Origin of the sequence: Vreelandella rituensis, from assembly GCF_003336665.1 — a bacterium.
Taxonomy (GTDB): Bacteria; Pseudomonadota; Gammaproteobacteria; order Pseudomonadales; family Halomonadaceae; genus Vreelandella; species Vreelandella rituensis.
Window position 1 is genome coordinate 27191 of sequence record NZ_QPIJ01000027.1, and the last position, 24547, is coordinate 51737.

The following is a 24547-nucleotide window of genomic DNA, read 5'->3' on the forward strand; positions in this document are numbered from 1 at the left end:
GATCGCGGTAGGCACCTTGCAAGACCCCTCGCCAGATCCCGCTCTGCCATCCAGCAACACCTCCATGCCCACTTGCCATTCGAGTGACGCGGTACGCAGCATGGCGCGAACAATCCACCGCGCTTTTCGCCTGGCTCACTGCGTTTCGGTTTGCATTGTGTGATTACCAACGTGGTTACGGTTTCCATTCAGCAAAAGAAAAGGGCCTACGCGTTAACGTAAGCCCTTGAATTCTTTGGTCGGAATAGCAGGATTCGAACCTACGACCTCTGCCTCCCGAAGGCAGCGCTCTACCAAGCTGAGCTATATTCCGATATTGCACCAAGCCACTGTGTGGCTCGACGGTGGTGGATAATACGCATTCTCTTGAGGCTTTTCAAGCCTTTTGGGGACAATCCGTTGCGTTTACGCCTTGCGATCCACGGCGAGGCGGGCCAGCTCAGCCATGCTGTCGCGGTAAGGGCTGGGGGGAATAATTACCAGTTGTTCCAAGGCTTTGGCCGCCATTTCCTCAGCGCGGGCTCGCGTGTATTCCAGGGCGCCGGTGGCATTGACGATATCCAGCACAGCGTCAAGTTGGTCGAGCCCGCCCTGGCGAATGGCTCGGCGAATCAACTTGGCCTGTTCCGGGGTACCATTGGCCATGGCGTGGATCAACGGCAGGGTGGGTTTGCCTTCGGCCAGATCATCTCCCACGTTCTTGCCCATGGCCGTGGCGTCGCCCTGGTAGTCGAGCAGATCGTCGATCAATTGGAAGGCCAGGCCCAGGTAGCGGCCGTAATGCTGTAGCGCGCTTTCCTGCTCCGGCGTGGCATCGGCGAGCACGGCGCCACTGTGGGAGGCCGCCTCGAACAGCATGGCGGTCTTGCCCTGAATGGTTTCGAAGTACTCGGCTTCCGAGATGTTCGGATTGCCCACGTTGGTCAGTTGCTGAACTTCGCCCTCGGCGATCACGCAGGTGGCGCTGGAGAGAATGCTCATGATGCGCATCGAGCCGACGGTCACCATCATCTGGAAGGAGCGCGAATAAAGAAAGTCGCCGACAAGCACCGAGGGTGCGTTGCCCCAGGCCTCATTGGCGGTTTTCTTGCCACGGCGCATGTGAGACTCATCGACCACGTCGTCGTGCAGCAACGTCGAGGTGTGCATGAACTCGATCAGCGTGGCCAGGGTGATGTGCTTGTCCTGTGCATAGCCCAGCGAACGGGCGGCCAGCAACACCAGCAAGGGACGCAAACGTTTTCCGCCGCTTTCGATAATGTACTGGCCGATGGTTTCCACCAGCGGGATCTTGGAGGCGAGCTGTTCGATAATCGTACGATTGACTGCCGCGAAGTCATCCGCCACCACGGCGTGCAGCGGAGAAGGGGAAGGGCTGGCAGGCTGGGAGGACGAGGCTGTGGCTGACATGAGTTCCATCATCGCGGGCAGTGGAGGCGGCAATGGCCGACTGTATTTCGGGTCATGCTATGGGGCTACCCGTGAGGCGTCAAGGCGATGAGGGTTTCTCGTTGACGACAGGGTGGCCGTTGTGTTGATGATAGTTGTGGTAGGTGGCAATTGTCGTTATAATCCGCGACCCACTCATCATGCTCCCTGTCAGATGGTTGCCAAAAGAGGCGCCACTCGCCGCAGGTCGATCAAGAGCGATTCCCCGATGAGAGCCGGAACGCCCGGCATTCACGACAGTCCCGGAGAGAGACATGTACGCAGTTATCAAAAGCGGCGGTAAGCAGTACCGTGTTAAGGAAGGCCAGACGCTCAAGCTCGAGAAGCTGGAAATTCCTACCGGTGAAAGCATTGAATTTGATGAAGTGCTGATGGTTGCCGACGGCGAAGACGTCAAGATCGGTGCACCGATGCTGGAAGGTGCCAAAGTGGCCGCGGAAATCGTGTCTCACGGCCGTGGCGACAAGATCACCATCATCAAGTTCCGTCGTCGTAAGCACAGCATGAAGCGTCAGGGCCACCGTCAGTGGTTCACTGAAGTCAAGATTACTGGAATTTCCGCGTAAGCGGCCAATTCTTCTAGATCAACTTGCCATAGGAGATTTTGCAATGGCTCATAAGAAGGCAGCCGGCTCCACGCGTAACGGTCGCGATTCCGAATCCAAACGCCTTGGCGTCAAGTTGTATGGTGGCCAGGCGGCAATTGCCGGCAACATCATCGTGCGTCAGCGCGGCACCAAGTTCCACCCCGGCGCCGGTGTGGGTCTGGGTCGCGATCACACACTGTTCGCATTGAACGATGGCGTGATCAAGTTCGAGACCAAGGGTCCGAAAAATCGTAAGTTTGTCAGCGTCGTTTCTGCATAAACGCCTGAACCTGCGATAAGAAAGGCCCCGCCATGGCGGGGCCTTTTTGTCCCTCATTGTTTTTCAAGTGCTTGTTTTCAAGTGCATTTTTTTCAAGTGCGCGTTTTTTTTAAGTACACGTTTTTATGTGCCTGAATGACTCTTTCAGGTACAGGGCGGCGGAAGCGGCCAGGAGAGAGAACCATGCAATTCGTCGATGAAGCCTCGATCATTGTTGAGGCGGGGAAAGGCGGGAATGGCTGTCTGAGCTTTCGCCGCGAGAAGTACGTGCCCAGGGGTGGTCCGGATGGCGGCGATGGCGGCCATGGCGGAAGCGTTTACCTGATTGGGGACGATGCGCTCAATACCTTGATTGACTTCAAGTTTCAGCGCTTTTACAAAGCCGAGAACGGCCAGGGCGGCATGGGTCGTCAGATGAGCGGCAAGGCAGGCGAAGACCTGCACGTCAAGGTGCCGGTGGGTACCACGGTCATCGACGAAGATACCCTGGAAGTGATCGCCGACGTTACCGAAATCGGCCAGGTGGTTCTGGTGGGGCAAGGTGGGCGTCGAGGTCTGGGCAATATTCATTTCAAATCCTCGACCAACCGCGCGCCGCGCAGAATCACTCCGGGAACGGAAGGCGAGCGCCGTAACTTGCGTCTGGAAATGAAGGTGATGGCGGATGTCGGCTTGCTGGGCATGCCTAACGCCGGCAAGTCCACCTTGATTCGCTCGGTTTCAGCGGCCAAGCCCAAGGTGGCCAATTATCCTTTCACCACCCTGGTGCCCAATCTGGGTGTGGTGAAGCTCGGCCTGCACGAACACTTCGTGATGGCGGATGTGCCGGGCTTGATCGAAGGCGCTTCCGACGGCGCCGGCCTGGGCTTGCGCTTTCTCAAGCACCTGACCCGTACCCGCTTGCTGTTGCATGTGGTGGACGTGGCGCCATTTGATGAATCCGACCCGGTCGAGGCCGCCGAGGCGATTATCCATGAGTTGGGGCAGTTTTCCCGGACACTCGCCGAGCTGCCTCGCTGGCTGGTGCTCAATAAGCTGGATCTGCTGCCGGAAGAGGATCGCCAGGCGGTGGGCGATGAAATCGTCCAACGCCTGGGTTGGGAAGGGCCGGTATTTCGTATCTCGGCAATCAGCAGTGAAGGCACCGACGCCCTGGTGCAGGCGGTACACCGCTGGCTCACCGAGCAGCAGCGCCTCGAGCATGAAGATGAAGAGATCCGTGCCCGCGAGCAGGAAATGCGTCGGCGCATGGAAGAAGAGTCCGTCGCCCGTACCGAAGCGCGCCTGGGGCGTCGACGCAAGCCCGCCGAAGGTGAGGAGAGCGACGACGACTTCGATGACGATGATTACGATGTCGAGGTCGAATACGCACCCTGACAGAAGAGTAATGGGATGAGGCTTTCGGGAGATAAGCGGTGAGCGATGAGCAAGGCCTCGGGCGCGAAGCGTTAGTACAGGCCAGGCGTGTGGTGATCAAGATCGGCAGCGCCTTGCTGACCAATGACGGCCGTGGGCTGGATGAAGCGGCGATTGGTGGCTGGGTCGACCAGGTGGCCGCCCTGCATCGTCGCGGCATCGATGTGGTGCTGGTGTCATCCGGCGCGGTGGCGGCGGGCATGGTGCGCCTGGGCTGGCAGGTAAGGCCGAGCGCGGTGCATGAACTGCAGGCCGCCGCCGCGGTAGGTCAGAACGGCTTGACGCAGTGCTACGAGCAGCATTTTTCCCGGCACGGCCTGGTCACCGCCCAGGTGTTGCTGACCCACGATGACCTTTCCAACCGCAAACGTTACCTCAATGCGCTTTCCGCACTGCGCACCTTGGTCGACTTGCGCGTGGTGCCGGTGATCAACGAAAACGATACCGTGGTTACCGATGAAATCCGCTTTGGTGACAACGATACCTTGGGTGCGCTGGTCGCCAATCTGCTGGAAGCCGATGCCTTGATCATTCTCACCGATCAGGAAGGCTTGTTCGATGCCGACCCGCGCCACGACCCCAACGCAAGGTTGATTAGCGAAGGCGACGCCGACGACCCGGCCTTGGCGGCGGTGGCCGGTGGCGGCGGCGCGCTGGGGCGTGGCGGCATGAGCACCAAGGTGCGCGCCGCCACCTTGGCCGCTCGTTCGGGGGCGGTGACTGCAATTGCCAGTGGACGCCAGGCGAATGTGATCACCCGACTGGTGGATGGCGAAACCCTGGGTACCTTGTTGCGCCCCAAGCAGGCCCCCATGGCGGCACGCAAGCGCTGGCTGGCCGGGCAACTGCAAGTGCGTGGCAGGCTGACGCTGGATGCCGGTGCGGTAAACGTCTTGCGCGGCCAGGCCAGTCTGCTTCCGGTGGGCGTCACGGCGGTTTCCGGGAGTTTCGTGCGCGGTGACATGGTGGTGTGTGTCGACGAGCGAGGTGAACCGGTAGCGAAGGGGCTGGTCAATTATGGTGCCGACGATGCCCGGCAGCTCCTGGGCCAGCCGAGCCATCAGATAGAAGCCATTCTGGGCTACGTCGAAGCGCCGGAGCTTATCCATCGTGACAACCTGGTGGTGCTTTGAGGCGGGATGATGGCGCTGGCAAGGCTGAAAACAGCGTGATAGAATGCGCCAACCTCTCAGACAAGACCCGTGAACAGGCAGCTTGAACGACAATGCCTGTTGCACTTTATGGCTCATCAATCGTTAGACGATGGTTAGCCAAATCAAACGGTTATTACGCAAAGGCTGTGTGTCAGCAGTCGGCTAATAGTTAATCCGTCGTCCTAGACGACAACCTTTATTCTCCAAGGAGATACTCAGTGGCGAACAGCAAGCAAGCACGCAAGCGCGCCCGCCAGGCCGAGAACCGTCGCGTCCTGAAATCCAGCCAGCGCAGCATGGTCCGCACTTATATCAAGCGCGTGATCAAGGCGATCAGCACCGGCGACCACGCCCAGGCGATGGAGCAGTTCAAAGCCGCTCAGCCAGTGATCGACCGTATCGCTGACAAGGACGTGCTTTCCAAGAAGAAAGCCGCACGCCTGAAGAGCCGCTTGAACAAGCGTATCAAGGCACTGGCGGCGTAAGCCGGCAAGCGCCATAAAAAACCGGCTGAGGCCGGTTTTTTTGTGTCTGGATGATCTCGTCAACTACCTCGCCCTTAAGGGACGAGGCTTGTGACAACAAGCCCGGTTGACCAGCCTAAGCCCGCCTGACAAGGACAGTCGAAAGGGGCTACGTGTGCAACAGGTCGTTAGGACTCACCCCTCCGTGCTTCCTCAGCGGTGGGCTCTGAAAGGTCACGATCATGCTGGCGCAAGGTAAAGCGCCGAAGGTTTTGATCGCCGCGCAAGCGGGGGCCGGTTGCACACCTTGGCGAGGGGAGATAGGGGCGTAAGCCCCGCGTTACTAGGCCTTTACGGGCAGAGCTTAACGGCCCAGCAGGTGGAAAGCCTGCACCCTAATTCAGCACGGTGATGGCGACGCCCATCACTTGACGCACATCCTTAACTAAAAAGGAGGCGCGGACAGGGAACACCGAGTCGTGTGCTGCACGACGCGCTATCCCTCCCGGCACTAAAAGTGCCGGGTATCCCGCGCAATATCTGATGATCTCATGAGCTCCTCTCAGCAAGCCGATGCCTCTCCGCCGTCCGCTTCGCCACCCCCACGCCGGGGGTTGATGCGTTCAGGCCTGATCGTCAGCGCCATGACCATGCTTTCACGGGTGATGGGGTTGGTGCGTGATGTCGTGGTTGCCACGTTCCTGGGTGCCGGAAATGGGGCGGATGCCTTCTTTGTGGCATTCAAAATTCCCAATTTCCTGCGCCGTCTGTTTGCCGAAGGGGCGTTCAACCAGGCGTTCGTGCCGGTGCTGTCGGAATATTCCACCCAGCGAACCCAGCAAGAAATCCGTGAGCTGCTCAATGCCGTGGCGGGGAGTCTCACCGCCGTACTGGCGTTGATTACCGCCGTGGCGATGGTTGCGGCTCCTTGGCTGGTGTGGGTGTTTGCCCCCGGCTTCGGGCGTGACCCGGAAAAGTTGGCGCTCACTGCGGACATGCTGCAGCTGACGTTTCCGTATCTGCTGTTGATCTCGCTCACGGCATTTTCGGGTAGCGTGCTCAATACCTGGAACCGCTTTGCGGTGCCGGCCTTCACCCCGGTGCTGCTCAATCTCTCCTTGATCGGTTCGGCACTGTTATTGATGCCATTGATGAAAGAGCCGGCCATGGCGCTGGCCTGGGGGGTGCTGATAGCCGGGGCGGCGCAGCTGGTATTCCAGGTGCCGTTCTTGTTGCGCCTGGGCTTGATGCCGACGCCTTGGCCCAACTTTGCTCATGAAGGGGTGAAGCGGATACTCAAGCTGATGGTGCCGGCCCTGTTCGGGGTGTCGGTATCCCAGATCAATTTGCTGCTGGATACCGTCCTGGCCTCATTGCTGGCGGCCGGGAGTGTTTCCTGGCTTTACTATTCGGACCGCCTGGTGGAGTTGCCGCTGGGGGTGTTCGGGGTGGCCATTGGTACGGTGATTCTGCCGGCGCTTTCCAGACGGCATGCCGAGCAGTCTGCGGATCATTTTGCCGCCATGCTCGACTGGGCCATTCGGACCGTGCTGCTGCTCGGCTTGCCTGCCGCCTTGGCGTTGGCGATTCTTGCCGAGCCGCTGCTGATAACGCTGTTTCATTATGGGGCGATGACCGACCACGACATCGCCATGGCGGCGATGAGCCTGCGTGCCTACTCCTTCGGGTTAGTGGCCTTCATGTTGATCAAGGTGCTGGCACCGGGGTTTTTCGCGCGCCAGGATACCGCGACACCGGTGAAAGTGGGTATCGTGGCGATGGTCGCCAATATGGTGCTCAACCTGATGTTGATCTGGTCGTTGGCGCATGCGGGGCTGGCGTTGGCCACCGCGCTTTCGGCGTTTCTCAACGCGGGGCTGCTGGGGTATCTGTTGCACAAGCAGAAAGTACTGGTGTTTCAGCCTGGCTGGGGGCGTTATGGTGTGCAGTTGCTGGGCGGCTGCGTACTGATGAGCGCGTTGCTTGGGTGGCTGTCGCCTGCCTGGAATGAATGGTTGGACTGGGGGCTATGGCAACGCATCAGATGGATCAGCCTGTTGGTGGTACTGGGGGCGGGCATTTATTTCGCCTGGCTGGTGGCATTGGGCATGCGCTGGCGACATTTTCGTATCGCCGGCTGAGTAATGCGTCAAGCCATGGCTGCCAGCCGTCGGGCATTTCGTTATAATCGGTGGCCTTTTGTGGGCCACGTCAACCAGGGCTGAACGGATTTCATGCGCGTCATTCGAGGACTGCACAATCTGCGTGAATCGCATCGTGGCTGCGTGGCGACCATCGGCAATTTTGATGGCGTGCATCGCGGTCATCAGGCGATCTTGGAACAATGCCGCGAACATGCGGCACGGCTTGGCGTGCAGGTTACCGTGGTGGTCTTTGAGCCTCAGCCACGTGAGTTCTTTGCCGGTGACCAGGCGCCACCACGCCTGACGCGCTTGCGGGAAAAGGTTCGCTTGCTGGCGGAGCACGGCGCCGAGCAGGTGCTGTGCCTGCCGTTCAATGACGCCCTGCGCAGCCTCACTGCACGGGAATTCATCGATCAGGTGCTGATCGAGGGGCTGGGTGTACGCCACCTGGTGGTGGGGGATGACTTTCGTTACGGTTGCGATCGCCGGGGCGATTTCACCTTGCTGGAGGCGGTGGGGCGCGAGCATGGCTTCGGTGTTGAACACACCCGTACCTTCACCCTGGATGACGAACGGGTTTCCAGCAGCCGGGTACGCACACTGCTCCTGAGTGGCAATTTTTCCGCCACCGCCCGTCTGTTGGGGCGCCCTTACAGCCTGTCAGGGCGGGTGGTGCGTGACCAGCAGCTAGGGCGCACCATCGGCGTGCCCACCGCCAATATCCCCTTGTTGCCCCAATCGCTGACGTTGCGCGGTGTGTACGTGGTGTTCGCCGAACTTGCCGACGGGCGCTATTACGGCGGGGTGGCCAATGTCGGTTGGCGGCCTACGGTCGAGGCGGACCGTCCCACCCTGGAAGTGCATTTGTTCGATTTCGAAGGCGACCTCTATGGCGAACGGCTTACGGTCTATCCTTGCGCGCGGCTGCGCGGTGAAATCAAGTTTGACGGTCTCCAGGCCCTTAAAGCGCAGATAAACCGCGACCAGGCACGCGCACGGGACTACCTGGCGGCGCATCCCTGCTTGGCCGATGGCACCTTTCATCTGGCTGATGGCTCTTTTCCGCTGGCATCCGCGCCGTTGGGGCGTGATGCAGTAACTTCTTCTGAATCTTCGTCGGCGGGACGTTCCGCCGATCATAACGACGGCTGACCGGACTATGGATTACAAGCACACGCTGAACCTGCCCGAAACCGAATTTCCCATGCGCGGCATGCTGCCCAAGCGTGAGCCGGGCCGGGTTTCCCAGTGGCAGGATATGAAGCTCTACCAGCGCCTGCGTGAAGAACGGGCGGGAAAACCACTGTTCGTGCTGCACGATGGCCCTCCTTATGCCAACGGCAGCATTCATATCGGTCACGCCGTCAACAAGATTCTCAAGGATATCATCGTCAAGTCGAAGAACTTGGCGGGTTTCGATGCGCCTTACGTGCCGGGCTGGGATTGCCACGGACTGCCTATCGAACACAAGGTGGAAACCACCCACGGCAAGCACTTGGAACCCGAAAAAGCACGCGGACTATGCCGGGACTACGCCACTGCCCAGATCGAAACCCAGTTGACCGATTTCGTGCGCCTGGGTGTGGTGGGCGACTGGGATAATCCTTACCGCTCGATGGATTACGTCAACGAAGCCGGTGAAATTCGCGCCCTGGCGGACATGGTCAAGGCCGGCTATGTCTTCAAGGGCCTGAAGCCGGTCAACTGGTGTTTCGATTGTGGCTCGGCGCTGGCCGAGGCCGAAGTCGAGTACGCCGACAAGAAATCCGACGCCATCGATGTCGCCTTCCCGGTGGAAGATGCCGACAAGCTGGCCGCCGCCTTTGGTTTGAGCGAACTGCCCAAGCCTGCCGCGGTAGTCATCTGGACCACCACTCCCTGGACGATTCCCGCCAACCAGGCGCTGAACATCCATCCTGAGTTCACCTACGCCCTGGTGGACGTGGGCGAGCGTTTGCTGTTGCTGGTGGAAGACCTGGTGGCCTCATGCCTGGAACGCTTCGGCCTGGAAGGCGAGGTGATAGCAACGGCCAAGGGTGACAGCCTCGATCTGATCAATTTCCGCCACCCGTTTTATGAGCGTCTCTCGCCGGTGTACCTGGCGGAGTATGTGGAAGCCGAGGTCGGCAGTACCGGTATCGTTCACTCGGCGCCCGCCTACGGCATGGACGATTTCGTCACCTGCCGTGAGCACGGCATGAGCTTCGACGATATCGAAAGCCCGGTACAGGGCAGCGGCGTCTATTCCGATGAACTGCCGTTCTTCGGCGGGCAAATGATCTGGAAGGCCAACCCGCATATCATCGAAAAGCTGCGCGAAGTGGGTGCGCTGATGGCGCATACGCCCATCAAGCACAGCTACATGCACTGCTGGCGCCACAAGACGCCGGTGATCTATCGCGCCACCGCCCAGTGGTTCGTGGGCATGGACGTGACAGGCAAGGACGGCAAGACCCTGCGCGAACGGGCGCTTGAAGGTATCGAGGCCACCGAGTTCACGCCCGCCTGGGGCCAGGCGCGTCTGCACTCGATGATCGCCAACCGCCCGGACTGGTGCATCTCGCGCCAGCGCAACTGGGGCGTGCCGATTCCGTTCTTCCTCGACAAGGCCAGCGGCGAACTGCACCCGCGCACCGTCGAGCTGATGGAAGAAGCCGCCAAGCGTGTCGAGAAGGAAGGCATCGATGCCTGGTTCCGTCTCGAGCCCGCCGAGCTTCTCGGCGAAGAAGCGGATAATTACGAGAAAGTCACCGATACCCTAGATGTGTGGTTCGACTCCGGCACCACCCATCGCCACGTGCTGCGCGGCTCGCACCCCCACGGCCACGACCAGGGGCCGATCGCGGATCTGTACCTGGAGGGTTCCGACCAGCACCGCGGCTGGTTCCACTCCTCGCTGCTGACGGGGTGCGCCATCGACGGCCATCCGCCTTATCGTCAACTGCTGACCCATGGTTTCACCGTGGACGCTCAGGGGCGCAAGATGTCCAAGTCGGTCGGCAACGTGGTCGCTCCTCAGACCGTCATGGACAAGCTCGGCGCGGATATCCTGCGCCTGTGGGTGGCCTCCACCGATTATTCCGGTGAAATGGCGGTTTCGGATGAAATCCTCACGCGTACCGCTGATGTGTATCGCCGGATTCGCAATACCTCGCGTTTTCTGCTTTCCAACCTGAATGGCTTCGAGCCGGAACGCGATCAGGTGGCGTTCGAGGACATGCTGGCGCTGGATCAATGGGTGGTGGATCGCGCCGCGCAACTCCAGGCACGCATCGACAAGGCTTATGAAGAGTACCGCTTCCTGGATGTCTATCAACAAGTGCATGGTTTCTGTGCCCGCGAGCTGGGCGGATTCTACCTGGATGTGATCAAGGACCGTCAGTACACCACCCAGGCCGACTCGCTGGCCCGGCGCAGCGCTCAAACCGCGTTGTATCAGGTCGTCGAAGCGCTTTCCCGCTGGGTGGCACCGATTCTCTCCTTCACCGCCGAGGAAATTTACGAGCATATTCCCGGCAAGCGTGGCGACAGTGTGCTGCTGGAAACCTACTACACCGGCCTGGGCATGCTGGACGCAGACGCCTCCATGGGGCGTGATTTCTGGGAGCAGGTGCTGGACGTCAAGCAGGCGGTCAACAAACGCCTGGAAGATGCGCGTAACGTCAAGCTGATCAAAGGTAGCCTTGCCGCCGAAGTGACCTTGTTCGTGGACGATTCTCTGCGCGCCACCCTGGCGAAGCTGGGCGATGAACTGCGCTTCGTGATGCTGACCAGCGACGTGACGCTGGCACCTTTGGCCGAGGCAGGCAGTGCCGAGACCACCGAGCTTGACGGCTTGAAAGTCGCGGTTGCCGCGAGCCCGCACCAGAAGTGCGAACGTTGCTGGCATCACCGTGAAGACGTAGGCACCCATGCCGATCATCCCGACCTCTGTGGTCGCTGTATCAGCAACCTGCCGGAAGGATCGGGTGAAGTGCGTCACTATGCTTGAAGAAAAGCAGCCTAAAGGACAAGGCAAGGAGCCGATGACGGCTGAAAGCGTGCCGCCCATGCGCCAGCCACTGCGCTGGCTGTGGCTGTCCCTGATGGTGATCGTGCTGGATCTGGCCACCAAATATGTCGCCAGCGCCATGCTCGGCTATGCTCAACCGGTGGAAGTGCTGCCGTTTTTCAACTTGACGCTACTGCATAACACCGGCGCCGCCTTCAGCTTCCTGGCAAGCCACCCCGGCTGGCAGCGATGGTTCTTCGCCTTGGTGGCTATCGGGGCCAGTGTGGGTTTGACCATCTGGTTGCGTCGGCTCAAGGCCGATGAAACCCTGTTGGCAGGCTCACTGGCATTGATCATCGGCGGGGCGCTGGGCAATCTGTATGACCGCCTTGTGCATGGCTATGTGGTGGATTTTCTCTCCTTCCATGTGGCGGGCTGGTACTACCCGGCATTCAACGTGGCGGATATTGCCATCACCTTGGGTGCTGCGGGCCTGATCTGGGAGTCGCTGTTCGGTGAAAAGCGTCGACGTAGCAAGCGCCAATCCTAACCCTGTATTTTGATGACGAGTGCCCTATGACCGATTATCCGATAGATGAAAACATGGAAGTCACCCTGCACTTCACCCTGAAACTGGAAGATGGCACGGTGGTGGATACCACGCTCGAGAAACCGCCCGCCACTTTTCAGTTCGGTGACGGCAACCTGCCGCCGGGGTTCGAGAACCCGCTGAAAGGGCTGAAAAAAGGCGAAAGCGGCTGTTTCACGATTACCCCGGAGCACGCTTTCGGCCAGCAGAACCCTCAGAACATTCAGCTGCTCAAACTGGACGATTTTGCTGATGAAACGCCGGAAATCGGCATGGTGATGTCGTTTGCCGATGCCGCGGGGGGTGAACTGCCGGGGGTGATCAAGAGCATCGAGGGCAATCAGGTGGAAGTGGACTTTAACCATCCGCTGGCTGGGCGTACCCTGACGTTTGATGTAGAAGTGCTGGAGGTAACGCCCGTTACGACTCATTAACGGTCGCTCCTTTAATAGCGCACTTTCCCGTTATCACTCGATACGATGCCCACCGGCATCAAGGCAAGGCCTCTTTATGCAAACCCCGCCTGTGGAACAGACCTCCATGCAAATCAAGCTCGCCAACCCGCGTGGCTTCTGCGCCGGTGTGGATCGTGCCATCGAAATCGTCAATCGCGCCCTGGATGTGTTCGGCCCGCCGATCTACGTGCGTCATGAAGTCGTGCATAACCGCTTCGTGGTGGAAACGTTACGCGAACGTGGCGCGATTTTCGTTGAAGAACTGCATGAAGTACCGGATGACGTCATCGTGATCTTCTCCGCCCACGGGGTTTCACGCGCGGTTCAGGAGGATGCCCAACGGCGTGGGCTGAAAGTGTTCGATGCGACCTGCCCATTGGTCACCAAGGTGCATATGGAAGTGCTGCGCTACGCCAAGCGCGGCCAGGAATGCGTGCTGATCGGCCATGAAGGCCACCCGGAAGTGGAAGGCACCATGGGGCGTTACGATACTCAGCATGGCGGCCACATCTATCTGGTGGAAGACGAAGCGGATGCCGCCCGGCTTGAAGTCAACAACCCGAGCACCCTGGCGTTCGTTACCCAGACGACGCTCTCCATGGACGACACCGCCAAGGTGATCGATGTGCTGCGCGGAAAGTTTCCCGAGATCCAGGGGCCGCGCAAGAACGATATTTGCTACGCCACCCAAAACCGCCAGGATGCCGTGCGCGAGCTTGCCGCCGAAAGTGACTTGCTGCTCGTGGTGGGAAGCCCGAACAGCTCCAACTCCAACCGCTTGCGGGAGCTTTCCGAACGCATGGGCACCCCGGCCTATCTGATCGATAACGCCGAGCAGATTCAGCCGGATTGGCTCGAAGGGGTAAGCAATATCGGGATTACCGCCGGCGCCAGCGCGCCGGAAGTATTGGTCAAGGGTGTGATAGAGCGGTTGCAGTCCCTGGGCGCGACAGTGCCGCAAGAACTTGCCGGGCGCGAAGAAACCATCACTTTTTCCATGCCAACTGAGCTACGTCAAGCAGTGATCGCCAGCAGCTGATGCAAACAGTACCAGTTTGAGACATACTGAAACGGTATGAAAAAACTGGTACAGGAGATCGCCCGCGTGACCAGAACCTTCCTTTCTCACCACGCCGGCCGGCCCACCGCCCGCCAGCGTGGCTTTACGCTGATCGAGCTGATGATCGTTGTTGTCATCATCGGCATCATCGCCTCCGTGGCCTATCCCAGCTATACCCGCTATGTGGAACGCAGCCAGCGCGCTGAAGCCAACGCGGTGCTGATGGAGACGGCGAGTATTCTAGAACGCTGTTATACAAAGAATTACAGCTATGAAGACTGTGATGGAGATAACACTAATGACAATAGTGAAGCTAAAGATTATCTAGGTAAGCAATCAAATGACTTATATACATTTGCTGGTGAAAATGCCGGTATTGATGCCACTGCAGGAAGCTATACAGTCAGTGCAATAGGCGAAGCAGGGCGTGTGAAAACTGAGTGCGCGACTTTGGTGCTGCATAGTGATGGTGATCGTACTCCTAGCGACTGCTGGTAACGTATGAAACAACGCGGCTTCACTCTGATTGAACTGCTGATTACCTTGGCCATCGCTGCCATTCTGGCCACGGTGGCCGTGCCCGCGTTTTCTACCTTTCTTGCACGTCAGCAGCTTGCCAGTGACACCAACGAGCTTCTTTCTGGGCTGAACTTTGCGCGAAGCAAGGCAATTACCCTACGGAAAAATGTCTCTTTCGACTTAACTCAAGGTGACGGTGAAGCCTGGAAGTATGAAGTAGAGGATGAATCAGGCAATCTATTGCGTCGCCGACAAGGTGGCAATCAGCGCATAGAGGTGACGTCCGAAACAGTGACCTTCGACAGACTGGGCCGTCGTTCCAGCTGCTCTCCTGCATGCACCATCACGCTTGCGCATGATCACAAAGACTTGGATGCCCGAGATATCGTGATAACCCCCATGGGAAGCGCCCGCAGAGGTGAGCCATGAGCATGAGATCCTCAATGAGTCAGAAAGGCTTCAGTTTGATCGAGGCACTCATCGCCTTGGTGATTCTCTCCATGGGCCTGATGGGAGTCGCTGCAATGCAACTCAAAGCACTGCAAAGCGCGACTGCAGGCTACCAGCGCTCGGTGGCAACGCTCGCGGCGGTGGATGCCCAAGAAAGGCTATGGGCCAGATTGCCAGATTTAGCGGAAAATGGTCAAGACTGTAAAAATATTGACATTGATAGTGTCGAAACAGCTTGGAAAAATTGGTGGAGTATTGATGAAGCATCGAATCCATTGCGAAATGCTCTGTGGGGTGAAAGTAGAATAGAACCTGCTCAATCAGAAGATAACCAAGATATTGATTGTGAATTTACCATTACGATTGAGTTGAGTGACGGTCCTGGCGATATAGATACCGATATCTTTACCTATAATTTACGCCTTCCCGAAAAGCCTTGAGGTTTATTATGTTCTCGCACCGGCAATCAGGCTTTACCCTCGTTGAACTGATGGTCGCCATGGTGGTAGGCACCGTTATTATTTTGGGCGCCGGTCAGCTTTTTCTTACCACACTTCAGACCTTTCAGAAAGTTAAAGAGATTAGCCAAAAACAGGAAGTTTTGGTGTTTGCGGCCAGTTCTATTGTTAATAGTGTGCGCAGTAGCAGCGCTGGAAGTTATGGTGATAGTGGCTATTCATTGAAGTGTGAAATGTCTGAAGATGAAAGTTTTTGCAAGTGTGTAATATATAAAGACCAAGGTGAGCCAATTTTAAATTTCAAGAAAGATATTGTATTAGATCAGTGTGCTAACGAAGAGGATTTAAGCAAGCCGTCAGAGAAAAATGAGTATTTGTATAGTGTAGAATTTCCAATTGAAGTAGATGGTAAAATTATCAAGTTTAATGTTGCTAGCCGTGGTGAGATTTTAGATGAATACTATGGCGACACAGAAGGCGATACAGGTAAAACGCCTGAGGGTTTTTACACAGACGGCACAAGAATGTACAACGATGACTGTTATTCTGGAAGCAGCAATAATTTTAAGCTAAAGTTTGAAGGATGTAATGCACCATGAAAAACAAACAACAAGGTGCCGCACTCATTATCGTTCTCGCCCTTTTGTCCGGCTCACTAATGATCGGTATTTCTGGCATGAACTCCGCGCTGATTGATGAACGACTGGCTGGGAATTATAGAGCGGCGGCGTTGGCGCAGATGAATGCAGAGAGAGCGGCATCAGAGGCATCAACTGATGAAAGCTTCGATAATCCCACGTACTGGGCTAGCAATGCGAATGCTGATGATAGCGAATTAGCGTCATCGTCCTGGAAAGAGATGATTAAAGAAAAAAGCTATAAAAAATTAAAAGAGGATTATCCATTAGAGATAGTCGATGAAGCTATTTGTGATAGCGGCGAAGATAGCTATAGCAGATGTTTATACTTTCCTGTTGTTATAAATGGATCAGAATATTACGTAGTTGCCATGGGTGCGGTTGAAGATGAAGAAGGAAATAGTATTGCCGAAAGTGAGCCTTTTTTTTTGAAATTTGATTATAACGAAATTAAAAATAGTCCAGCTATTGATGAATTTATTGATAATATTTTAGGCTTGGGTGATGGTATAACCACTTTTAATAAAGAAGTGTTTTCATCATCAAATAATGATAAAGCAGAAAATTGGAAAGAATTGATAGTTAATGTAAATTCAAGTGATTTTTTTGCAGAGGATGATGATTTCTTAAGCTTTGTTGAAGAATTAAGGCAGTCTCCTAAGGTTAATTATTTTTCTAGCCTCAGTAGTAATGAGTTGAGTAATTACAATAATAGTATTGTTGTTGTAGAGGAAGATTTTAGTTGGAATGGTAGCAATAGTTTTGAAGGCATTTTGATTTTGTTAGGGAAGGGTGAAAGTGGGAATGAAAACAGTAAAAATAAATCAGGATTTAGCTATAACGGAGGTGGAAATGGAAGCTTTAAAGGCAGTGTTGTGCATATTCCGTATGAGACTGATGAAGAAGGCTTGAAATTTTTAAGTCCAAAAATAGATGTAAGTGGCGGCAATGGTAATTTTGAGTTTGATGAAACTGTAATTGATGGTTTAAAAGGCGATGGCGGTGGAGGTAGTGGAGGAGATTTTGGTATACAACGTTGGGAATGGGAGTGAAATTTCTTGTGTAGTATCATGGTTTTTCAAGCCATCCATCAGCAAATATTGCGAGCTAAAAATTCTAAATGAGTGAGCATACCAAAACCCGCGTTCTTACCGGCATCACCACCACCGGTACCCCCCACCTTGGCAACTACGTCGGGGCGATCAAGCCGGCGATTGAAGCCAGCCAGGATTCCAACGTCCAGTCGTTCTACTTTCTGGCCGATTATCACGCCCTGATCAAATGCCAGAACCCCAAGCGGGTGCAGGAATCCCGTCTGGAAAGCGCCGCCACCTGGCTGGCGTTGGGGCTGGATACCGACAATGCGATCTTCTATCGTCAGTCGGACATTCTGGAAATTCCCGAACTCACCTGGATGCTTTCCTGTGTGTGCGCCAAGGGCTTGATGAACCGCGCCCATGCCTATAAAGCTGCTGTGGCGGAAAACGAAGCGGCGGAAAATCAGGATGCCGATAAGGGCATCACCATGGGGCTGTTCGGTTACCCGGTGCTGATGGCGGCGGATATCCTGATGTTCAACGCCAACAAGGTGCCGGTGGGACGCGATCAGATTCAGCACATCGAGATGGCCCGCGATATCGCCGGGCGCTTCAATCACCTCTACAAGGGTCAGTATTTCACCTTGCCGGAAGCCGTGGTCGATGAAAAAGTCGAAGTGCTGGCCGGGCTGGACGGGCGTAAGATGTCCAAGAGTTACAACAACACCATTCCGCTGTTCGTCCCCGAGAAAAAGCTCCAGAAACTGGTTCGCAAGATCAAGACCAACTCCCTTGAGCCCGGTGAACCCAAGGACCCGGATAGCTGCACCCTGTTCCAGATCTACTCGGCGTTCGCCACCGCCGAGGAAACCGCTGCCATGCGTACCGACTATGTAAACGGCATCGGCTGGGGTGTAGCCAAGGATCGCGTTTTCGAGTATTTGAATGAGCACCTGCGTGAGCCACGCGAGCGCTACAACAGCTTGCTGGAAGATCCTGCGCATATCGAAAACGTGCTGCATAAAGGCGCCGAGCGAGCACGGGCCGAGGCGGCAACCACCATGGAGCATCTGCGCGCTACGGTGGGCCTGGGGCGCTTCGTCTAACAACTGTTTGTTGCCCGTCACAAAAGTTTGCTCCCTATCATAGCCAAGAAAATGATGCCTGAACCTGAAGCAGGCATCATCTCTATTGGTTGGGTGGCGTGATACATTATTGAAAGGCGCCACGAAAGAGCGTCATATGTATCGAACCGGCCCAACTGCCCGCAGATAGAGAGTGTCTTCATGACGACCAAGAACAAACGCCCCTTATATACCCCCTATGCCGGCCCCTCATTGCTGGAAATGCCGCTGCTCAACAAAGGCAGCGCTTTCACCCAAGAAGAGCGGCTGGCGTTCAACCTGATTGGTCTGTTGCCGCAAAAAGTGGAAACCATCGAGGACCAGCTGGAGCGGGTCTATCGCCAATACCAGCAATGTCATGATGACCTTGAACGCCATATCCATTTGCGGGCAGTTCAGGATGACAACGAGACGTTGTATTTTCGTATGGTATCGCAACACCTTGAGGAGATGCTGCCGATCATCTATACGCCGACGGTCGGTAGGGCGTGTCAGGAGTTTTCCAATATCTATCGTAATCATCGGGGGCTGTTCATCAGTTACCAGGATCGCGAGCACATGGAAGATATCCTGCGCAGTGCAACCAAGGACAACGTCAAGGTGATCGTGGTAACCGATGGGGAGCGTATCCTGGGCCTAGGCGATCAGGGCATCGGGGGAATGGGCATTCCTATCGGGAAACTGGCGCTCTACACCGCCTGCGGGGGGATCAGCCCAGCCTACACCTTGCCGATCATGCTCGATGTGGGCACCAACAACCAGACGCTGCTGGATGACCCCATGTACATGGGCTGGCGCCGCGAGCGTGTTGGCCAGGAAGACTACGATGCTTTCATGGAGGAATTCATCACTGCGGTGAAGCGGCGCTGGCCGAATGTGCTGCTGCAGTTCGAAGATTTCGCGCAAGCCAATGCCATGCCGCTTCTGGAACGCTACCGCGATGAGCTCTGCTGCTTCAACGACGACGTCCAGGGCACGGCCTCGGTGGTTGTGGGGACCTTGATGGCGGCGTGCCAGGCGCGCGGTGAAACCATTGCCGATCAGCGTGTGGTGTTTGTGGGCGGCGGCTCGGCGGGCTGCGGTATCGCCGAGCAGGTAGTGGTGGCCATGCAGGCGCAAGGGCTCTCGGAAAGCTCCGCTCGCCAGCGTATAGGCATGGTGGACCGCGATGGCCTGATGACCACCGACCAGGCGTGGCAGCGCGACTTTCAGCGCCGCCTGGCCCACGACTCGGCCCTGGTGGCTGAATGGAATGGCCAAGGGCTGGAAGAGACCATTGCCCAGCTCAAGCCGACTGTGTTGATCGGGGTTTGCGGCCGTAAGGGCGTCTTTACCGAGTCGGTGGTGCGTACCATGCATGCCGGTTGCGAACATCCCGTGATCATGCCGCTTTCCAATCCGACCTCTCAAGCGGAAGCGTTGCCGGAAGACGTCATCCGTTGGACCGAGGGCAAGGCATTGGTCGCCACCGGCAGCCCCTTTGCACCGGTGGTATACGAGGGGCGTACCTATCCTATCGCTCAGTGCAATAATGCGTATATCTTCCCCGGTATCGGCCTGGGCGTGGTGGCGGCCAAGGCATCCCGCGTGACTGACGACATGTTGATGAGTGCATCCAGGGCGTTGGCGCGCGAAGCACCGCTGGTCAAGGAGGGTAAAGGCAGCTTGTTGCCGCCCTTGTCGCGTATCAAGGAAATCAGCAAGTCGATTGCCTTTGAAGTGGCCGCGCAGGCGCAGCAAAACGGGGTGGCCTTGAAAACCGGCGGCACCGAGCTGCGTAATGCCATTGAGCGTGCCAGCTGGACTCCCGAGTACCGTGAGTACCGGCGTCGCGCTTACTGATTGGATTTTCCTGTTGTAGATAAAATACTGTAGACAAAAAACCCCCACCGAGGTGGGGGTTGCAAGCATTGGCAAGTTCTTACTTCAGGCTGCGCCGATCATCTTGCGCAGCACGTAGTGGAGGATACCACCATGGCGGTAGTAAGCCAGCTCGTCGGCGGTATCAATTCGGCACTTGGCTTCAACGGTCGTTTCCCCATCGGCACCTTCGATAATCACATTGACCGTCCCCCCGGGCGTTAAATCCGCCAATCCAGCGATGGAAATCTTTTCATCACCGGTCAGGCCCAGGCTTTTGCGGTCCTTGCCTTCGGGAAATTGCAGCGGGACCACGCCCATGCCGATCAGGTTGGACCGGTGGATACGTTCAAAGGATTCAGCCAGCACGGCACGTACCCCAAGCAGCCGCGTACCCTTGGCCGCCCAGTCACGGCTGGAACCGGTGCCGTATTCCTTGCCCGCGATCACGACCAGAGGGGTGCCTTCTTCGGCGTACTTCATTGCCGCGTCATAGATCGGCATCTGTTCGCCTGAGGGCACGTGACGGGTTTCACCACCCACGACGTCTTCGAGCATTTCATTTCTGATACGCACATTGGCAAAGGTGCCGCGCATCATGACTTCGTGGCTGCCGCGGCGAGAACCGTAGGAGTTGAAATCCACCGGCTTGACGCCGTGCTCTTGAAGATAGCGCCCGGCGGGGCTGTCGGGTTTGATCGCCCCGGCGGGGGAGATATGGTCGGTGGTCACGGAGTCGCCGAGCATGGCCAGCACGCGGGCGTTGCTGACGTCTTCGATCGCATCGGGTTCGCGGCCCATGCCCTCAAAGAACGGCGGGTGCTGAATGTAGGTGGATTCCGGCCACTGGTAGACCTTGCTTTCAGGCACATTGATCGCTTTCCAGACGGCATCGCCCTCGAACACTTCGGCATATTCCTTGCGGAACATCTCGGTGTTGACCTTTTCCACGGCCTCGGCGATCTCCGCCTGACTGGGCCAGATATCCTTGAGATAGACGGGGTTGCCGTCGCTGTCGTTGCCCAGCGGCTCCTGAGTGAGGTCACGACGCATGTTGCCGGCCAAGGCATAAGCCACCACCAAGGGGGGCGAGGCCAGCCAGTTGGTCTTGACCATCGGATGGATGCGCCCTTCGAAATTACGGTTGCCCGAAAGTACCGAGGCCACCGTGAGATCGCCTTTTTCAATGGCTTCGTCAATGGCTTCCGGGAGCGGACCGGAGTTGCCGATACAGGTGGTGCAGCCGTAGCCGACTAGATTGAAGCCCAGGGCGTTGAGATCTTCGGTAAACCCGGCGGCGGCGAGGTAATCGGTGACCACCTTGGAACCCGGGGCCAGGGAGGTCTTGACCCAAGGCTTGGTGGAGAGACCCTTTTCGCGGGCTTTGCGCGCCACGAGCCCGGCGGCCATCATGACGCTGGGGTTTGAGGTATTGGTACAGGAGGTAATGGCGGCGATCACCACTGCGCCAGGGTCGAGATGGAAGGTGTTGCCCTCGAGATTGACTTCCTGGCTGTCGGTATGCGAAAGGCTTCGCTCGGCACCTACCGCGGCTTGACCACCGCCCTCAGAAAGTAGCTTGCCTTTTTCCGTGGAGGAAAGCTTGGCGTCATCGGACATGACGCCTTCGAACGCCGTTTGCATGTCTTTCAGCGCGACACGATCCTGTGGCCGCTTGGGCCCGGCCAGGCTGGCTTCGACCTCACTCATGTCCAGTTGCAGGCTATCGCTGAAAACCGGCTCATCCCCGGGCTCGCGCCACAGCCCCTGGGCTTTGCTGTAGGCTTCGACCAGCGCGACCTGTTCATCTTCGCGGCCGGTCAGGCGCAGGTAATTCAGGGTTTCCGCATCGACCGGGAAAAACCCACAGGTGGCGCCGTATTCCGGTGCCATGTTGGCGATCGTGGCGCGGTCGGCGAGCGGCAGGTCGTCGAGACCGTCACCATAGAACTCCACGAACTTGCCCACCACCCCTTTGCTGCGCAACATCTGGGTTACGGTGAGCACCAGGTCGGTGGCGGTGATCCCTTCCTTGAGCTTGCCGGTCAATTTGAAGCCGACCACCTCGGGGATCAACATGGAAATCGGCTGACCCAGCATGGCGGCTTCAGCCTCGATGCCGCCCACACCCCAGCCGAGTACGCCCAGGCCGTTGATCATGGTGGTGTGGGAATCGGTACCTACCAGGGTGTCGGGGTAGGCAAAGGTCTTGTCGCCTTCTTGCTTGGTCCACACCGTCCTGCCCAGATATTCCAGGTTGACCTGGTGGCAGATGCCGGTACCCGGCGGCACCACGCGGAAATTGTCGAAAGCATCCTGGCCCCAACGCAAGAATTCGTAGCGTTCCCGGTTACGCTGCATTTCGATGTCGACGTTTTCCTGAAAGGCGTCAGAGTCACCGAAATTATCCACCATGACCGAGTGGTCGATAACCAGATCCACCGGGGAGAGGGGGTTGATCCTTGAAGGATCTTCGCCGAGCTTTTCCACCGCTGCACGCATCGAGGCAAGATCCACCACACCGGGAACGCCGGTGAAGTCCTGCATCAAAACCCGTGCCGGGCGGTAACCGATCTCGCGGGTCGAGCGGGCGTCTTTCTGCCAATCGACCAACGCCTGCATGTCGTCCTGGGAAACACTTTCTTCGTCGACGAAACGCAGTTGGTTTTCCAGCAGTATCTTGAGGGTCTTGGGCAGCCGGTCGATATTGCCCAGTGTTTCGGCCGCTTGAGGAAGACTGTAGTAATGATAGGTAGTGCCACCTGCGTCGAGCGTATGCAGGGTATCGGGTATCTTGCTCATGCAGTTCTCCTTCTTGGCTTTACCAGCTCAATGCTTTACCAGTTTGACGCTTTACCAGTTCAATAGGGGGTTGCCTATCTGCAAAACGCGGCCATAGGCCTGTCGTTGGCTGGACACCTGCTGGTGGGTCACGGTTGCTTTCATTATGGCTCAACCTACCAATAACACATGGGAGTGTTGAGTGTGGGTTTCAAGAGCGAAACCCAGCGCGTGGGGTTTCTCCTTGCATTGGGTTGCGCTCGGCACCATTTCAGGCAGACTGCCCCCAGATTTCTTTTTGCCATCGCAGGGGTTTGCCACTTACTGCGTTAACGTTACGAGGATAGGTCATGCAAGAAGCACGTCACGAGCGTTTGATTATTTTGGGCTCCGGTCCGGCCGGTTATACCGCCGCTGTTTATGCCGCCCGGGCGAACCTCAAACCGCTGTTGATTACCGGCATTCAGGCCGGTGGGCAGCTGACCACGACGACCGATGTGGATAACTGGCCGGGGGATGCCCAAGGCGTGCAAGGCCCGGAGTTGATGGAGCGCATGAAACAACATGCCGAGCGCTTCGAGACCGAGGTGCTGTTCGACCATATCAATGCAGTCGACCTCAGCGAAAGGCCGTTTATCCTGAAAGGCGATAGCGGCGCTTACACCTGTGATGCCTTGATCATTGCCACCGGTGCCAGCGCTCGCTACCTGGGCCTGGAAAGTGAACAGAAGTTCATGGGACAGGGCGTATCGGCTTGTGCCACCTGTGACGGGTTTTTCTATCGCAACCAGGAAGTAGTGGTAGTGGGCGGTGGCAATACCGCAGTGGAAGAAGCGTTATATCTGGCCAATATCGCCTCGAAAGTTACCCTGGTGCATCGCCGCGACACGCTTCGTGCAGAGAAGATCCTGCAAGACAAGCTGATGGAAAAGGTCGAGGCCGGCAAGATTGTCTTGGAGTGGTTCCAGCAGGTGGACGAAGTGCTGGGCGACAACACCGGGGTGACCGGGGTGCGACTGAAATCGACCCGGGATGGCAGCCTCAAGGAAATCAAGGCCCCGGGCTTGTTCATCGCGATCGGCCATAGCCCCAATACCGCCATTTTCAACGACCAGTTAGCGATGGCGGGAGGCTACATCAAGGTGCACTCCGGCTTGGAAGGCAACGCCACGGCCACCAGCGTGCCGGGAGTGTTTGCCTGTGGCGACGTGATGGATCACGTTTATCGCCAAGCGATTACCTCCGCCGGTAGTGGCTGCATGGCAGCGCTGGACGCCGAACGCTATTTGGATGATTTGTGAGTCGCTGAATCACTCTGAATGCCCAGCAAACAAGACTCAAGGCGGGCAGGGAATGTCCGCCTTTATCCTCACACGGCCAAGTTGGCTGAGTATCACCTCGCTGCCGTTACCTTGGGCGGGGCAGACCGTAAAGCGGCCATTGTAGCAACTGGCATGACCTAGAATGCCATAGCGCATACGCTTCCATTCGCGGTTGTAGGTGACGGTGACATTGGGTGTGGCTGGAAGTGTGCGCAAGATGGTGTCAGCACTGAACTCATCGTTTCCGCTCGGGTCGTCAACGATCACCAAGGGGCCGCTCCAGTCGTTTTCACAGGCATCGCCTTTTGCGTTCGCCGGGCAGAGGGTAATCTTGCTCTGGCGGGTAATGGCCGTATTGCGTACCAGTGAAAGCGCCTTCTTGATTCGCATTACCTCGCTGCTGAGTACGGTTCTCTCCCCCCAAGGCTTGAAAGCTGGGAATGCCCCAGGTCGCTATAATGGCGACCAACGACAGAACGACCAGAAGCTCGATCAAGGTCAGGCCATATTGAGCATGGTTGCAGCTCTTTGGGTATGTGCAGCTCTTTGAGTATGGCTTGTCGAACATGCGTAACTCCCGGAAACTTGACCTGGCCTTCGCTGGGGTTATCTAAAAGCGCGTAATACCTCTTCCTGAGTCGCGTAGCACGAAGGGCGTATAGGGACTCTTCCCCGGTTGCAAGCGCCGATGTCTGAAAAACGTAAGCCGATGCGTGCGTATAGTCGGTCTTAGTGGGGTAGCTAACCCCTGACCCTAATGAATGACGCG

23 protein-coding genes and 1 tRNA gene are annotated in these 24547 nt (G+C 57.1%); 19 read left to right on the plus strand and 5 right to left on the minus strand.

Annotated features, from left to right (window positions below; genetic code table 11):
- Positions 1-236: 236 nt before the first annotated feature.
- A tRNA-Pro gene (locus DU506_RS11890) sits at positions 237-313 on the minus strand.
- 92 nt (positions 314-405) lie between these two features.
- Positions 406-1410: an octaprenyl diphosphate synthase gene (ispB, locus tag DU506_RS11895; RefSeq protein ID WP_114487144.1), complete on the minus strand. Its 1005-nt coding sequence runs from the start codon at positions 1408-1410 to the stop codon at positions 406-408.
- Between the two features lie 293 nt (positions 1411-1703).
- On the opposite strand from ispB, the gene rplU reads away from it, so the two are divergent.
- From rplU to DU506_RS11985, 18 genes are all read left to right on the plus strand, one after another.
- Positions 1704-2015 (plus strand): 50S ribosomal protein L21, encoded by a 312-nt coding sequence (gene rplU / locus DU506_RS11900; protein ID WP_114487145.1) that lies wholly within the window; start codon positions 1704-1706, stop codon positions 2013-2015.
- Between the two features lie 43 nt (positions 2016-2058).
- Positions 2059-2316, plus strand: coding sequence for a 50S ribosomal protein L27 (gene rpmA / locus DU506_RS11905; protein WP_114487146.1), 258 nt, complete (start codon positions 2059-2061; stop codon positions 2314-2316).
- 183 nt (positions 2317-2499) lie between these two features.
- Entirely contained in the window at positions 2500-3693 is a 1194-nt protein-coding gene (gene cgtA / locus DU506_RS11910) for an Obg family GTPase CgtA (protein WP_114487147.1), read from the plus strand.
- A 38-nt stretch (positions 3694-3731) separates the two neighbouring features.
- The gene (gene proB, locus DU506_RS11915; RefSeq protein ID WP_114487148.1) at positions 3732-4865 is read left to right on the plus strand and encodes a glutamate 5-kinase; all 1134 of its coding nucleotides are present in this window, start codon (positions 3732-3734) and stop codon (positions 4863-4865) included.
- A 239-nt stretch (positions 4866-5104) separates the two neighbouring features.
- Entirely contained in the window at positions 5105-5371 is a 267-nt protein-coding gene (rpsT, locus tag DU506_RS11920; RefSeq protein ID WP_114487149.1) for a 30S ribosomal protein S20, read from the plus strand.
- 530 nt (positions 5372-5901) lie between these two features.
- A complete protein-coding gene (murJ, locus tag DU506_RS11925) occupies positions 5902-7491 on the plus strand; it encodes a murein biosynthesis integral membrane protein MurJ (protein ID WP_235825558.1) in 1590 nt (529 codons plus the stop codon).
- A 93-nt stretch (positions 7492-7584) separates the two neighbouring features.
- A complete protein-coding gene (gene ribF / locus DU506_RS11930) occupies positions 7585-8646 on the plus strand; it encodes a bifunctional riboflavin kinase/FAD synthetase (protein ID WP_114487151.1) in 1062 nt (353 codons plus the stop codon).
- A gap of 7 nt (positions 8647-8653) precedes the next feature.
- Entirely contained in the window at positions 8654-11485 is a 2832-nt protein-coding gene (gene ileS, locus DU506_RS11935) for an isoleucine--tRNA ligase (RefSeq protein WP_181870753.1), read from the plus strand.
- Between the two features lie 58 nt (positions 11486-11543).
- On the plus strand, positions 11544-12035 hold the full coding sequence (gene lspA / locus DU506_RS11940; RefSeq protein ID WP_114487163.1) for a signal peptidase II: 492 nt from the start codon (positions 11544-11546) through the stop codon (positions 12033-12035).
- A 26-nt stretch (positions 12036-12061) separates the two neighbouring features.
- Complete coding sequence (gene fkpB / locus DU506_RS11945) at positions 12062-12508, plus strand: FKBP-type peptidyl-prolyl cis-trans isomerase (protein WP_114487153.1); 447 nt, start codon at positions 12062-12064, stop codon at positions 12506-12508.
- Between the two features lie 106 nt (positions 12509-12614).
- On the plus strand, positions 12615-13568 hold the full coding sequence (gene ispH / locus DU506_RS11950; RefSeq protein WP_114487164.1) for a 4-hydroxy-3-methylbut-2-enyl diphosphate reductase: 954 nt from the start codon (positions 12615-12617) through the stop codon (positions 13566-13568).
- Positions 13569-13604: 36 nt separating this feature from the next.
- Positions 13605-14087, plus strand: a complete 483-nt coding sequence (locus DU506_RS22505; protein ID WP_114487154.1) for a type IV pilin protein — start codon at positions 13605-13607, stop codon at positions 14085-14087.
- Positions 14088-14090: 3 nt separating this feature from the next.
- Positions 14091-14537, plus strand: a complete 447-nt coding sequence (locus tag DU506_RS11960; protein ID WP_114487155.1) for a GspH/FimT family pseudopilin — start codon at positions 14091-14093, stop codon at positions 14535-14537.
- Between the two features lie 14 nt (positions 14538-14551).
- Entirely contained in the window at positions 14552-14998 is a 447-nt protein-coding gene (gene pilV, locus DU506_RS11965) for a type IV pilus modification protein PilV (RefSeq protein ID WP_114487156.1), read from the plus strand.
- Between the two features lie 8 nt (positions 14999-15006).
- Complete coding sequence (locus DU506_RS11970) at positions 15007-15615, plus strand: PilW family protein (RefSeq protein WP_114487157.1); 609 nt, start codon at positions 15007-15009, stop codon at positions 15613-15615.
- The gene (locus tag DU506_RS11975) at positions 15612-16706 is read left to right on the plus strand and encodes a pilus assembly PilX family protein (protein ID WP_114487158.1); all 1095 of its coding nucleotides are present in this window, start codon (positions 15612-15614) and stop codon (positions 16704-16706) included. Before DU506_RS11970 ends, DU506_RS11975 begins: the two co-directional genes overlap by 4 nt.
- 68 nt (positions 16707-16774) lie before the next feature.
- Entirely contained in the window at positions 16775-17797 is a 1023-nt protein-coding gene (gene trpS, locus DU506_RS11980; protein WP_114487159.1) for a tryptophan--tRNA ligase, read from the plus strand.
- A gap of 180 nt (positions 17798-17977) precedes the next feature.
- Positions 17978-19657: an NAD-dependent malic enzyme gene (locus DU506_RS11985; protein ID WP_114487160.1), complete on the plus strand. Its 1680-nt coding sequence runs from the start codon at positions 17978-17980 to the stop codon at positions 19655-19657.
- 84 nt (positions 19658-19741) lie between these two features.
- On the opposite strand, the gene acnA is transcribed toward DU506_RS11985, so the two are convergent.
- The gene (gene acnA, locus DU506_RS11990; protein ID WP_114487161.1) at positions 19742-22477 is read right to left on the minus strand and encodes an aconitate hydratase AcnA; all 2736 of its coding nucleotides are present in this window, start codon (positions 22475-22477) and stop codon (positions 19742-19744) included.
- A gap of 329 nt (positions 22478-22806) precedes the next feature.
- Between acnA and trxB the strand changes: the two genes are divergently transcribed.
- On the plus strand, positions 22807-23757 hold the full coding sequence (gene trxB / locus DU506_RS11995; protein ID WP_114487162.1) for a thioredoxin-disulfide reductase: 951 nt from the start codon (positions 22807-22809) through the stop codon (positions 23755-23757).
- A gap of 36 nt (positions 23758-23793) precedes the next feature.
- Here the strand turns inward: trxB and DU506_RS12000 are convergent, their stop codons facing one another.
- Both DU506_RS12000 and DU506_RS22805 read right to left on the minus strand, forming a co-directional pair.
- Positions 23794-24168, minus strand: a complete 375-nt coding sequence (locus tag DU506_RS12000; protein WP_235825560.1) for a GspH/FimT family protein — start codon at positions 24166-24168, stop codon at positions 23794-23796.
- Positions 24068-24346: a pilus assembly FimT family protein gene (locus tag DU506_RS22805; RefSeq protein WP_415843621.1), complete on the minus strand. Its 279-nt coding sequence runs from the start codon at positions 24344-24346 to the stop codon at positions 24068-24070. The genes DU506_RS12000 and DU506_RS22805 overlap by 101 nt, the downstream gene beginning before the upstream one ends.
- Between the last annotated feature and the right edge of the window lie 201 nt (positions 24347-24547).